This is a genomic window from Chryseobacterium aquifrigidense, from assembly GCF_006716485.1.
Lineage (GTDB): Bacteria > Bacteroidota > Bacteroidia > Flavobacteriales > Weeksellaceae > Chryseobacterium > Chryseobacterium vietnamense.
In genome coordinates, this window is record NZ_VFPD01000001.1 from 1,569,694 (window position 1) to 1,583,183 (window position 13,490).

Here is a 13,490-nt window from a genome sequence, read left to right on the forward strand (position 1 = left end):
CATCCTGTATTTGAGGTTTAACCTGACATTACGTTATTCAGCATCACCATTTATAAAATATTGATTGAGATTGTCGCCAACCAGTTGAAGGAATTTGGTGGGCCCCTGTTTTCGGTTTCGGATTTCAAATACGGTTTTATGGAAGTTGCCTAAATCGCAATCCAATGACCTTTCTACAACTTTGATAACTTCACTCAGCTCGATATTACCCCCATTAAAACAACGCATCTGGTAAAGAGCATAGATCAGTTCTATGAGGCCTACCTTTGATCCTGACCACGTCAATGGAGACAGTACTTTTGAAGTTGCATTTTCATTAGAGCCCTCAATCTGTTTTTTTAAGTAATGGTCAAATTGTTGATTGGAAATAAACCTGGCGATCAAATGGTCATGCGATGTGGTAAAATTGGGATCATAATTATAGAAGCCCGACGACAGCTTCATTTTGAGATCATAAGAATTACGGACAAATACTTTATGATCAAGATAAGTGGCTTCGCGCTTATAATAGCTGTAAAATTCAGAATGTTCCAAATAAAAGTTCTTGAGTTTCTCCTGCTCTGCCTCATAATATTTTTTTAAAGTCTTATTTCCTGCGGCCGGCTTATGAGACTCGATATCGAGTACCGCAGAGTAATAAATAAATTTTGAGATAAACTGTGGTTTTAGCTTCTTAAAAAAATGTACTTCTTCTGCAATATGATCAAAGTGATGGTTGGAAACCAGAAGCTTTAATTTTCTTACTGACTCGTCAATAATGAGCAAAGCCTTTTCTGAAATTTTGATCAAATCATTTCCGTCGGTATGTACTTCGTTAATCTTTAAATCCAGTTCTTCGAGTAACTGTGATGTCCTTTTAAAAATCGTTTTTGTTACCATGTCCTTTTTTCAGGAATTTACAAAAAATCGCTAATGCAAGACGTAATCAACTCATATCCAGCTCTTTTTTTCGATTCTTTATATAATCTGCCGGCCGGATGCCGTTGATATCGAAAAATAGATCTGAAAAATGCTGGCGCGTTGAAATACCCGATTCTTCCGCAAGAGCTTCAATGGTATACATGAGGTATTTTCTTTCCGAGTTGAGTAAGTGTGTGATATATGAAATTCTGAGTCCATTGATATAGGTCTTAAAATTGGTGCCTTTATTTTCATTGATGAAAGTTGAAAGATAAGACGTATTCGTGTTCATTTTAAGAGCTAGTATCCCTAATGTTAACCCCTTTTGTGTAAATCCGTTTTCGATTTCAAATTTCTGAAATCTCAGATCCAATTCTTTATAAAGCTCTTCAGGAAGCCCCGTTTTCACAGGATATACACTAACATCCTGTTTATCAATAGTTAATATATCATATTGCTTATTATTGAGTTTGTCCTGCAATAACAGATATTTCAATTTTATATTTTTTTCCTTATGGTATTTTATAACGAAGAGACACAGAAAGAATATTGTGGATACAATAAATATAAGAATATACGTCATACGGCGCGAGCTCATATTCTCCAATCTGTTTTTGCTTTCAGTGAGTAATCTTGTATCGTACTCCCTATGTATTTTCGACGATAGATAGGTGAAATCTTTACCGATAAGTTTATCAACCTTCAATAGCTGCTTGGTATAATACAGCTGTTTGTCCCGATCTCCTTTTTCTGAATAGTACGTTATAAGATCTTCATACGCCGGTCTTACTTCAGGAAGAATAAATGTATGCCGGTTAAAAATTGAATCAACTTTCTCCAGATAATACAATCCTTTATTTTCATTGCTTACCATATGGTTCTTTCCCAGGTAGTAATAAATTACGGATAACCACGAAAAATCATTAGATTTTACGATCTCCTGTAATGCCGAATGCAGATCATGGATGCTGCCTGCATAGTTTTTATGGTGATATGCAGAGATGCCACGGCATTTCAACAGATAGCTTTTTTCCAGTAAGAACCGATCCTGATCAGCAAGATGCAGAAGTGCTTTATCAACGAGATCGTCTGCCATTTCATACTGCTTAAGATTTCGATAACAGATCACCATTTGATGTATCGAATTAAAATAGCCTCTTTTAAAATTGAATAAGGTATTGGGATGATTTTTTTCTTTACTTTTCTTGTCAAAGAAGGCACTGCATTGTTTAAACAAATCTAAAGCTTCCTGATAAAATCCCAAATAACTTTTTACAACACCCAGATGATAGATGATTTTTTGATGTAGATACTCATCCTTACCATTTTTAGAATATTCATAAGCTTTCAGGTACTCTGCCAGAGCAGGTTCATATTTCTTAAGGTTAAAGTAATAAAAGATTCCTTTACCCAAATAGGCATCACCGATAATTTCCGGCTGCTTTGACCTTAATGCTGCATAGATTGTACTGTCTGCATAGGAAAGTTTTCCTTCGTTGGAAGGAGTGAAATAAACGGCAAATTTATAAGCTTCAGAAAGCCGTACAAAGTCAGAATCCTTCTTTGCTTTTGATATATAAATTCTTAAATACCTGAAAGCCGTAGAATCATTCTTTTCCAGATTTTCATATTGACTTCTCAGCCAAACATAATCATTCCTGCTTTTCTCCGCATGGAAATCAGTGATAGGCAAAAACAGCAGCAATATGATCATGATACATTGTGAGGTCGTCATGGTGATTAGTTTTTGGCTGAAAGAGTCAAATTTAGCCAAAAAAAGACAATAAAAGCTAGATAATTAAGTAAATCACAATTATGTGTAATATTTATTGTAAATCATTTATCCATAAAGAGATTTTACAGGATTATTACCGTCATTATTTATAAATGATGACGTCTTCTTTTGAAAAGCTGATCCGATATCAGTTTTTTATGCTCAGGTTTCAAAATACCTTTGGTCTAAGAATTCTAATAAATACCCCTAACCGGTTGGGAATAACTTAAATCAATATCAATATGAAAAAGTATATTCCTCACATCATTTTAACGATAGCAGTAAGCATAGCAACTTTAAGCTGCAGGCAGAACGATATGATAGATGAACCTGAATCACAGATCATCCGAAATCCTGAAAACAGTACATATTTTTCCCAAAAAACTCAGGACACAACGAGAACAGAAATACATCCGGCATCAGATCCACCGATAAAGGATACCCACGACTGGCGGATCAATGGAAATAATCCTTAAAATAGTAAGATATGATTCCCCATCACTTACCCTTGATCTGCAAAACAGGCTTACCATGTCCCAGAAGTGGCATTTGGGAAAGTATGGGGAATTTCAAAACAACCTGTCCGGTTTCAAAAGGTTCCAGGATGCCGGATTACTGCGGAGAGAAAATAAAGTGGATCCTGATACGAGCCATTTAACTTAAAAAATTACACCATGAAAATATCAACAATATGCATCAGCATTATAAGCTATTTCTTTATCTTATTATTTGTGTATGCTGCCGTGAGCAAAATACTTGATTTTGAAAACTTTCAGATCCAGATTGCGCAGTCACCATTATTGAGCACCTATGCAGGTATCACTTCGTATGCTGTGATTATTGCTGAGCTTCTCATATCCTTTTGTCTCATGTTTCCGAGATATCGTATATATGGTTTATACAGTTCACTTGGCCTCATGACCTCATTCACGATCTATATTTATCTGATTATTCATTACAGTGAATTTGTACCCTGCTCCTGTGGGGGTATTCTCGAAAAACTGGGTTGGGATGAGCATCTTATTTTTAATATTGGTTGTGCTATCATGGCCGCCATAGGAATTTATCTCTCTGTCAGGCTCAAACAAAGATTTTTAAAAACCTCTTTATGGATTATCTCTACGATCATTTTCAGCTTTTCCCTGGTACTGATCCCTTTCCTTTCCTCCGAACAGATGATGAAGAAAAATAATAATTTTATAAGACGTTTTCCCCATCATCCGATTGTACAGGATAAGAGCCTTGATTTAGGAGCTAATTCTTATTATTTTGCAGGCATAAGTAACGGAAAAGTAATTCTTGGTAACTATATCAGCCCGCTTACCATTACTGAGATTGATTCTTCTTTCACGACTTTCAGGCAGCATACCATAAAGCTTGATCACTATGATCATCCATTTAAATCTTTAACGCTTTATATTCGGGATTCCCATTTCTATCTTGCCGACGGAACCGTTCCTGTCATCTATCGTGGAAATCTCAATACTCTTTCTGCAAAAACGATGAGTTACAAAAAAATGTATTTTGACCAGCTGCAGGTATTGGACTCTACACAGATTGCGTTCAGAACTTTTAATCCTAATACCAAAATTCGATCGTTAGGAATTTTACAATCCATATCAGGTAATTATCATCTGAACGATGACATCATCAAAAAACAAAAGGACGGTCTTTTTGATACGGACGGCCAGCTTATTGCAGACAGCCGTACCAATACCTATTATTACATCTACTACTACCGCAATAAAATCATTACCATAAAAACATCGGAAAATTCTGTCTCCGAGCAAAATACCATCGATACTACCCATATTGCAAAAGTTCAGAGCACCATCCTATCCGATGGAAAAACAAAGATGACTGCTCCACCTTTAACAGTAAACAAGATGGCAACGGCCTGCTGGGGAGTAATTTTTAACCAATCGAATCTCATGGGAAGATTTGAGAATAGGGACCAATGGAAAACCAATGCTATTATTGATATATACAATACCCAGAATAAAAGTTACAGCGGAAGTTTTTATGTTCAGAACCGGCACAAAAATAAAATGACAGGAATGCTGGCTGGCAACAATTACTTCTATACACTTATAGGCAATGAAATCATCCGGTATCGTTATGCGCAGACGATCATGGAAGATTTCAGAAAAGGGGAAGCCGAAAACCTTAGATCAGAGTAGGCAAAACAACAAATCCAATTACTATGAAAAAGTTCATTCTGCCTGTCTTCATTGTCATGATAGGCGCAACATCTGCTCTCGCTAGCAATGTTAACAAAAGCAGCACGAAAGTCCCTGCAACAGGGTACGTTTTTCGCCCTGCCGAAGCTATTAAATGTGTCAATGCTCATGTGACATGTGATACATCAGGGAACGTTATGTGTACAGCAGATCTCGGAAATGGCCCTGAACAGCTTTTCCAAAGGATCAATAACACCTCATGCCCGAACTCACTTTTTGTAAAACCTTAATTTAAAAAGGATGCCCAAAAGGCATCCTTTACTTGTTAATCAATCCTGTTGATCACTTCCCTCCATCCAATCTGCTTTTACCCCATCTTTAAGGTGATATTCAAACCACTGCTCTACTCTTCGGGCGATATCTATTTTATTGGACCGCTTCAGGAATCCATGAGCTTCATCCTTATAAAACAAGGCGACGGCTTCTTTTTTATTCCTCTTTAATCCTATATAAAACTCCATAACCTGATTCCAATCTATATTTTTATCATTGATTCCTGTCCATAGTAATATCGGTGCACTGATTTCGGATACATTGTAAATCGGGCTATTTCGGATATACAATTCCTTATAATCCTTAAAACTTCCGGGCATTTTATACTGTCCTTTTTCAAACTGCCAGTAAAAAGGTCTCAGGAAATTATAATTATATGAAAAATAAGACCGTATCAAATCGCTGTTTCCCGCTCCCGAGGCATAGGCTTTAAATCGGTCTGAATGGGTGGCTATAAAATTAGTCTCATATCCTCCATGGGAATATCCGATGAGTCCCAATCTTGTAAAATCAATGGACCTCAATACAGATACAGCATCCAAAGCCTTATTCACACAATCCAGAGCCGAGAATCCCGTCCCTCTTTTGTCAAATACAATATCGGGAAGAAACACGAAATACCCACCCTCAAGATAAGAACGTATGTTTAGGCTCTCAGTACGCTCAAAAAACCCATCACGTAAATACTGATTGCCTAAGTGGCTTTGTTTCTCATAGACAATAGTGATCATGGGATAACTTTTTTTATCACTAAAATCCAAAGGGTAGTATAAAATACCGGTCAGGTCTGCTCCTTCGGAATTTTTATAGCTGATCCTCTCACTACGAATTCTTCCAACCTCTATATCATCCGGGTTGCTCTTATAGATGATTTTTGCTTTCGAGCCGTTAAATGCCTTAATATAGGTTGGAACATTATAATCCTCAATACTGACAGCCAGCAGGCTGCCATTCTTATGTTCAATTTTATCGATCCGCTCTCTTGTAGGAGCTAGCAGCATAACCTTTTTACCGGATTGGCAAGAATAAGAGAGGATGGCTGTCAGATCATTTTTTTTATCATACATTTTTATAATCAGGGACTCTTTGCTGTTATAGAGATTCTTATTCCCATTAGGGTAACTGCTTATGCCCTCTCCGCGAATTGGATTTACAATGGTTGAATGGAACCCATACAGTAAAGGAATTTTCACCAAATCACCGGTGTCTGTTTGATACCGCAACAGCCCGCCCTCCGTTTCAAACAGGATATATTGATCATCTTCTGAAAAATAGGGATCTCCGGTATCCGCTATTTTCAACTTTTTTTCAGTGAGCGCATCAATATCATAAAGCACCCAATTATTGTCGGGATTAGACAATACAAACCTTCCTGTCGATCCGTAATAAAGCATATACCCTCCCTTTCCTATATATTGCTGCTTCCCATTCTCAACTTGATAACGGTACAAATCAAACTCAGGATATTGGTGAATATAATCCTGAGTTTTGTAGTAATTATAACTGATAACATACATGCTGTCTCCAATATTGATTTTCTCCGGCGCTGTATCATCAGTATCCATTCTTAGCCTGCGGAGTTTCGGGTCCCAGACGGCTATTTCTTCCGACTCACCGCCTTGAAACTTCACTTCCAGTTTATGGTCATCCGCATTCCAGATGTCAGGATTACCGGGTAACTTTAGTGAATCAGCAGCGTAGGTAAGCTCAACCAGAAAACGCTCTGCGGTCCCCAGCTGGGAAATTGAAGCCGTCCTAAAATCCCGGTTCATATCAGTGCTCAAATGAAATGTTTCATGGTTTCCGCTAATATAAACCAGATCCGTTTTTCCATTCTTTTCTGTAACCCATGCACTGGCTCCCTTGTCAGACCAGCTGCAATCCAATATTTCGTGATCAGATGAATAGATTGCTTTTTCCGGTATTTTCAGATCATACAGCAGATTTTTCCCTGCCTCGTTTTTCATAAAAAACACATCATTCCCCTTCACAAAAAACCTTGTAACATTTTTATACGTTTCTTTCAGATTCCCTTCTTTCCAGATTTCCAGATCTGTTCCTGAAGATGAAACTCCCCGTAATACCACCCATTTATTCTGAGACTTTATAAATTTCGAACTGACTATATTATTCCAGCTTTTACTCACTCCCGAATTAAGGTTGATCATCTCAGCACTACTCTTTCTTATTAAAAGAAGATTTGAATCGCCAGTAAAATAAAACCTCGACACGCCTGCATACTGTTTCACCTTCTCAGGCTTTTTATGATCCACCAAAACAATGGTGTCCCTGCTTTCCTCATAAGTCTTCCGGAATGCAGTCCACTTTCTGTCCGGTGATGTTTCCTGAAACATAATCGTGTATCTAAGATTATGATACCTGGGATTAAATCTATCCTTTTTAACAGTCTGGCTTATACCGGGTATCCAAAAAAACATGATAATGATGTATAATAGTTTAATAGCCTTCATTCTGGGGATTTAAATTAGGGTTGAGTAATAGTTCATTCAACGGTATAGGCCAAACCCTGTGGTAAGATTTCCAGTTGGGCTTTACAGGAATAAGCTGATCTAACTTATCCATTCTTTTCAGATCAAAGAACCGCTGTCCTTTCTCCGTAAAGAATTCCCGTCTTTTTTCCTCCAGAAGTTCATTAAGAAACATATCCTGCGTAAGCCCTGTTGCAACAGCGGCAAGGCCTGCCCTCTGTCTGATATGGTTGAGATAAACAGCTGCTGCTGCTATTTTTCCCTGTCTGGCCATCGCTTCAGCCACAATACAATATCCCTCTTCCAGCCTGAAAACAATCGAGTACTCTGTCGTATTGGGATCAAGGCTTTTATATTTATAGGGCCTGTACCATGTCTGTCCGTTAAAGCTAACAGGAAGTGTCCAGTACTGTTTTCTAAGGTCTGTATCAGAGAAAGACGTCATAAGATCTGCTGAAAGCGCATAGGAAAAAGGTGCTGCATTGGTAAAATAATACAGCAAAGCCTCCGCAGTGCCATCATTCTCATTCTGAGGTTTCATCTGCCAGAGAATATGTTTTCCGGTCTTAAAAAACACTTTCTCTACATCCTCTTCAAAAATATATATCGGACTATTAACCACCTCCTTCCCCATCTGTTCTGCTTCAATCCATTTTTTCCGGGACAGATACACTTCAGCCAAAACCAGCTGTGCTACCTTACGGTTAGGATACAGCCTCTCAGCATTCTGATATTCATCAGCCAGCATTTCCACAGATTTTTGAAGATCATTTTCAAGATGGTTCAGCACTTCATTTTCAGCCATTCTCTGAAGACTCTTATTGATCTTAAAATCTGTTGTTTCCGTATAGGGAATATCACCAAATAACCGCTGAAGATTAAAATAGATCATTGAACGTATCAAAAGGGCTGTGCCGGTAATGCGCTGTCTGTCTTTCAGCGGTATTGCAGAAGCCCCTTCCAGGCCCTCTATAATTGAGTTGGTCATATAAATTTCTTTATACGCATTACGCCATATCAGTTCCACACTGACATTCCCGGCAAGCTGCTGGTTATGATAAATATCCTGGGCAGCATTGGTCGTACTGACAAAGTAAGCATCCAGTTCATCCGTATAGCTTGATAAAAAAGCTGAAAGCCCGTTACTGCCTCCTGAAAACATGGAGTTATCTCTTACCTCTGCCATCAGATTGGCCAATGCTGCATCAGCAGTATGGGTATCTTCAAACACCGCAGCGGTACTGATCTGATCAGTTGGCGGATCAATTTCCACCATTTTTTCACAACCCGGAATGAGGATCAAAAAAAGCATCCCCGCCCCTATTATTTTAACAATATTGTATTTCATGATTTGACATTTAAAAATTAAGCTGTATCCCAAAAGCAAAGGTTTTCAGCGGCGGCAGATATCCGGGTACAGTGAACTCGGGATCCAGTCCGAAGTATTTTGTCCACGTCCAGAGGTTTTGCCCCTGCACATAAAGTGTTGCATTTTTAAAGAGACTGTCACGGCCCTCAATACGGTAATTAAGCTGTATATTTTTTAGCCTAATGAAAGAAGCGTCTCCTATGGCTGCCGTACTATTTTTTAAGTTAGCTGTCAGACTGTTTACGGCGGCATTTCCACCCGCTGAGTATGGCATAATAAGTCCTTCCTGATGATCCGCTGACCACACATCCAGAAAATCTACAGGCATATTATTCATAGTACCGGGTACGGCCATCCCCCGTATATAATTCCAGTTTCTCTGTTTCACGAAATACAGCAGAAATGAAAGGCTTATATTTTTATAGGAAATCTGGTTCTGCCAGCCTCCGTAATATTTCATGCCTATATTTTCTATCGCCTGCGCATCTGCCGGAGCTGTAATTTTCCCATCCCCGTTAAAGTCTTTAAACCTGTACTGCCCTGTTACCGGATCAATCCCTTCATATTCAAAAACCCGCACCATGGAGGTAGGAAATCCTACTTTATAGGTATTGGCATAGGTAGACCCTTCCAGTCCCGGAAATTCAATAAGCTTGTTTTTAGGAATACTCAGATTAAACCCCGTCTCCCATCGCAGAGGGGTCGATTTAAGGATATTGACATTGAGTGACAGCTCCCAGCCTCTGTTTTCCACTGTAGCTCCAAGATTAGCCGTTACATTTGAAAAACCTGTGATAGAAGGTAGGGGAATCCCCACAAGCTGATCCGTTGAACGGTTTCTGTAAAAGGCAGCCGTCAGCATGATTCTATCCTTCAGAAATCCCAGTTCCAGAGCCGTTTCCAGCTTCTTGGTCTTCTCCCAGCTATAGGCAGGATTATAAAGCCTTGAAGGATACAGCCCCGTTACCCCGTCATAATTTGAATCCCCTATAGTGTAAGTATTCAGAAACTGGTAGTCTCCTATAAAATCACTTCCTGTTACGCCATAACTTGCGCGAAGCTTTCCGAAGCTCAGCCACTTCCAGGAATCGAATATCGGTTCTTTAGTAAAGAGCCAGGCAAGCCCTGCCGCTCCGAGTTCCGCTGCCCGGTTGGAGGGTCCGAATCTGCTTGAGGCATCACGGCGTCCTGTAATATTAAGTATATACCGATCCTTCCACTTATAGTTAATCCGTGCATAGAAGGCTGCATATCGATAAGGATTGGTCACTTGATTGGAGATTATCTTCGTTGAGGCTGCGCCTATATTTCCAATAAGGGCATTGCTCGGAAAACCAACCCCCGTCATTGAAGATAGTTTGGTGGTTGTCTGCTGAAAAGTAGTTCCTACCAGAATATCCAGTTCATTATTTCCCAGCTTCTTTGCCCACGAAAGCTGAGGTTCTATAATATAGGAGAACATGGTATTGCTGCTTTTGGAAGCTGAAGAATTCTCTGAAGTCATTCCATAGGCCGGATTGTACATCGTACTGGGCAGTAAGGAAAGTTCCTCCAGATTCTGGTAATTAATCCCGCCATTTGCCTTCAGTACAAAGTCTTTCCAAAATCGATACGATAGGTTCACACTGGAATTCCATTGCCATACTTTATTCGAATAGGTGCTCTCCAACGCTGCCAACGGATTGGTGAAGGTATTGTTCTCCCAGTTAAGGCTTCCATCCGCGGTATATAGTGCAGGCGCATTGGGACTCAGGTTCAGTGCCTTTAAGGTAAGATCCGTATTCACCACATTATTGGAAAGCGATGAAAACATATTAGAAGCCTCTATTCTGAATCTTCTATCCGCTGAGCTGTGGCTGAATGAGGAATTCAGTATATTGGTTTTATAATGAAAATCCCCCGGAAATACCGTCGTCTGGTCATTATGTGAAAAGCTTACTAAAAAGGTATTATTTTCTGTCCCGCCACTAAGGCTTGCCTGGGTTATGTTTCCTGTCGCTCTCTTCCCTATCAATTCTTTCTGCCAGTCGGTATATCTTCCCTGATCCCAAACCCCGTTCACATCATAGGCATTGGCAGGAAACGTCATTATCCCGTCATTCCTGTAAGCATCTCTGCGCATGGAAAGATACTGCTGGGTATTCATCATTTTCATTTGGCTTCCCACACTGCTTATGCTGTAAGTGGTGCTGATCATCCCGCCTAATCTCCCTTTCTTACCTTTCTTGGTGGTTACCAGTACCACACCATTGGCTCCCCTCGATCCATAAATAGCCGTTGCATCTGCATCTTTCAGAATCTCTATGCTCTCTATATCATTAGGGCTGATGGCATTGAGCGGACTGATATTTTTAAGCGGAACCACTCCCACTGAAAGAGCTGAGTTAAGCTGCCCTCCCACCGGAATTCCGTCAATCACATATAAGGGCTGATTTCCGTCTACTACACCGTTGGTTAGATTACGCAGACTGTTCCTGCCCCGGATCTGGATATCATATCCGCCTCCTGCTAACCCTGAATTCTGGGTAATGCTTACTCCTGTCATTCTACCCTGTGCTGCTGACAGTACATTGGTTACAGGTTGATTTTCGATATCTTTTGCTGAAACTTTGGCGATACTACCGGTTCTTTCTTTGTCTTTAACCTTATAGTAGCCGGCGTTGAGAATAACTTCTTCGATTCCCTTTACTTTTTGTTCTAAGCTGATATTAACGACTTTCTGATTAGTGAGTGTGAATTTTTCTTCTGTATAATCAGGGTGTCTGAACAATAGGATGGTATTTTCTGCTGAAACCTGTAAAGTGTAGGTTCCGTTGTTGCCGGTCATGGTTACCTGATCACTGCCTTCTTGGGAGATCACGACTCCTGAAAGGGGTTTACCTGATGAGATGACGGTACCGGAAATGGTGCGTGTCTGGGCTTTTGTATGGATGCTTACAGCAGTAAACATGAGCCCAAAGAAAATGCCTCCTATATGGTAATAGGAATTTTTCATAGATTTGTAAAGGTTTTTAATTTAATTAATGACTTAATTGTGCTCTTTCCTGATGTTTTAGTCGACTTATGGGAAAGGGCTTTTTTATTAGTTTCTGTTTTTTATTTTATTTTTTTTGTTATTACTTTTTTTTGTACTCCTCTTTCCAAAATGAGATAAGCTGCATCCAGCATCTTTGTTAGATGAATATAAGGTCTTACCAGATTGCTTTCCGGCCCGTGTCTATAGATTTTTTGTGAGAAATAGACAATTCCCGAAATAAAGTACTCAAACTCTTTAATGCTGTATTTCTTAAAGGCTCTTTTGAAAACCAGTAGTGGGTTTTCATATTCTTCATCAGACAGAGAACCTTTCATCATTGGAAAGTTGGTATCAGACGGTAAATTCACCTTCCATTTCTTTGTCTTTTTACTGATCATATAACCTTCACGGATAAATATGCACAATGATTGATGAAATTGTAAAATGACAGAAGGATCTTTCTTTAGCCAGTCTTTCCCGTTGACTGCATATTGCATGATAGAACTCAGCATCTGTTTAGCTGTAATGAGATCGTTGGTCTGAAAGAAAGTTTCAATAAAACGTATCTTTTTAACTGATCTAACAGCTGCTTTTTTGTTTTTCAATGGTTGTTTTACTGTAAATAATAGTTTTAAAAACCATGTAGGAGAAATCATAATGCTCCTCCCTACAAGGTCAAAGTTGAATATGAATGAATTTGTGTTCCCGTGAAAGCCCTAAAGCCGCAATAGGTCGTACACCCTATTGTACCGTATCAGTATACCTCTATTTTGTAAAGCGGCTTAGAATAAAAAGATAATTGTAGAAAAGCAGAACTGCATAAAATAAAAAACGGCATGGGACTCTACATTATCCAATTCGGGGTACTGGTATACCTTACACACAGATAAGAGAGCCCACGCCTAGGTCGTGAGCTTCCTGCTTATCGTCTCGTGTGTTAAAAATTACCAGTTTTCGAATCGAGATTCTAAGCAATAGCTTCTATTATTCGTTGAAGTATCGCAAAGTTACATTTATTGTAACCTATTTTACAAAGATAATGAAAAAAACATTAAACGACATATATATCTTCATGAAAACATATTAAAAAAACAAAATTTACTACATGTATAAATGGGAAGTAGAGAATTTAAAGTTTCAAATAGGTAAATTTATTCAAGTCTATCGGCTTAGGAAAGAATTATCACAATTTCAAGTTGGTCTGGAATTGAATATCTCTAAAGACCATATTGGTAGAATTGAAAGAGGATTGACAAATCCAACAATTGAAAATCTAGTAAAACTGGCTAACTTTTTAGAAATTGATATATTAATTTTGTTTAAAAAATTGGATGATTCTGAATTAAAAAGAGTTGAATTAGAAATTGAACATCTTCAAAAAAAGTTTAAAAATCAAAATAGAAGAAAACCTTAAGTATAGATGAAGATT

At 38.7% G+C, this 13,490-nt stretch carries 11 protein-coding genes; 5 read left to right on the forward strand and 6 right to left on the reverse strand.

Features of this window, described 5'->3' with window-relative positions; all coding sequences use genetic code 11:
• Window positions 1–33 precede the first annotated feature (33 nt).
• Window positions 34–879 (reverse strand): RteC domain-containing protein, encoded by an 846-nt coding sequence (locus FB551_RS06965; RefSeq protein WP_142016317.1) that lies wholly within the window; start codon window positions 877–879, stop codon window positions 34–36.
• Between the two features lie 46 nt (window positions 880–925).
• Window positions 926–2,635, reverse strand: coding sequence for a helix-turn-helix domain-containing protein (locus FB551_RS06970; protein WP_142016320.1), 1,710 nt, complete (start codon window positions 2,633–2,635; stop codon window positions 926–928).
• 281 nt (window positions 2,636–2,916) lie between these two features.
• On the opposite strand from FB551_RS06970, the gene FB551_RS06975 reads away from it, so the two are divergent.
• Genes FB551_RS06975 through FB551_RS23660 form a run of 4 tightly spaced genes read left to right on the forward strand, consistent with a single transcriptional unit; the run spans window position 2,917 to window position 5,144 of the window.
• Window positions 2,917–3,150: a hypothetical protein gene (locus tag FB551_RS06975; protein ID WP_142016323.1), complete on the forward strand. Its 234-nt coding sequence runs from the start codon at window positions 2,917–2,919 to the stop codon at window positions 3,148–3,150.
• Complete coding sequence (locus tag FB551_RS23210) at window positions 3,134–3,337, forward strand: hypothetical protein (protein ID WP_167497824.1); 204 nt, start codon at window positions 3,134–3,136, stop codon at window positions 3,335–3,337. The genes FB551_RS06975 and FB551_RS23210 overlap by 17 nt, the downstream gene beginning before the upstream one ends.
• An 11-nt stretch (window positions 3,338–3,348) precedes the next feature.
• Entirely contained in the window at window positions 3,349–4,854 is a 1,506-nt protein-coding gene (locus FB551_RS06980; RefSeq protein ID WP_142016326.1) for a DoxX family protein, read from the forward strand.
• Window positions 4,855–4,877: 23 nt separating this feature from the next.
• On the forward strand, window positions 4,878–5,144 hold the full coding sequence (locus FB551_RS23660; RefSeq protein ID WP_226798637.1) for a DUF6520 family protein: 267 nt from the start codon (window positions 4,878–4,880) through the stop codon (window positions 5,142–5,144).
• A gap of 39 nt (window positions 5,145–5,183) precedes the next feature.
• On the opposite strand, the gene FB551_RS06985 is transcribed toward FB551_RS23660, so the two are convergent.
• The 4 genes from FB551_RS06985 to FB551_RS07000 form a co-directional block, all read right to left on the reverse strand.
• Window positions 5,184–7,541 (reverse strand): alpha/beta hydrolase family protein, encoded by a 2,358-nt coding sequence (locus FB551_RS06985; protein WP_167497825.1) that lies wholly within the window; start codon window positions 7,539–7,541, stop codon window positions 5,184–5,186.
• A 103-nt stretch (window positions 7,542–7,644) separates the two neighbouring features.
• Window positions 7,645–9,024 carry a RagB/SusD family nutrient uptake outer membrane protein gene (locus tag FB551_RS06990; protein WP_226798638.1) on the reverse strand — a complete coding sequence of 460 codons (1,380 nt, stop codon included), beginning with the start codon at window positions 9,022–9,024 and terminating at the stop codon, window positions 7,645–7,647.
• 10 nt (window positions 9,025–9,034) lie between these two features.
• Complete coding sequence (locus FB551_RS06995; RefSeq protein WP_142016332.1) at window positions 9,035–12,040, reverse strand: SusC/RagA family TonB-linked outer membrane protein; 3,006 nt, start codon at window positions 12,038–12,040, stop codon at window positions 9,035–9,037.
• Between the two features lie 101 nt (window positions 12,041–12,141).
• A complete protein-coding gene (locus FB551_RS07000) occupies window positions 12,142–12,666 on the reverse strand; it encodes a hypothetical protein (protein WP_142016335.1) in 525 nt (174 codons plus the stop codon).
• 500 nt (window positions 12,667–13,166) lie between these two features.
• On the opposite strand from FB551_RS07000, the gene FB551_RS07005 reads away from it, so the two are divergent.
• Window positions 13,167–13,475: a helix-turn-helix domain-containing protein gene (locus FB551_RS07005; protein ID WP_142016337.1), complete on the forward strand. Its 309-nt coding sequence runs from the start codon at window positions 13,167–13,169 to the stop codon at window positions 13,473–13,475.
• The last annotated feature ends 15 nt before the right edge of the window (window positions 13,476–13,490 follow it).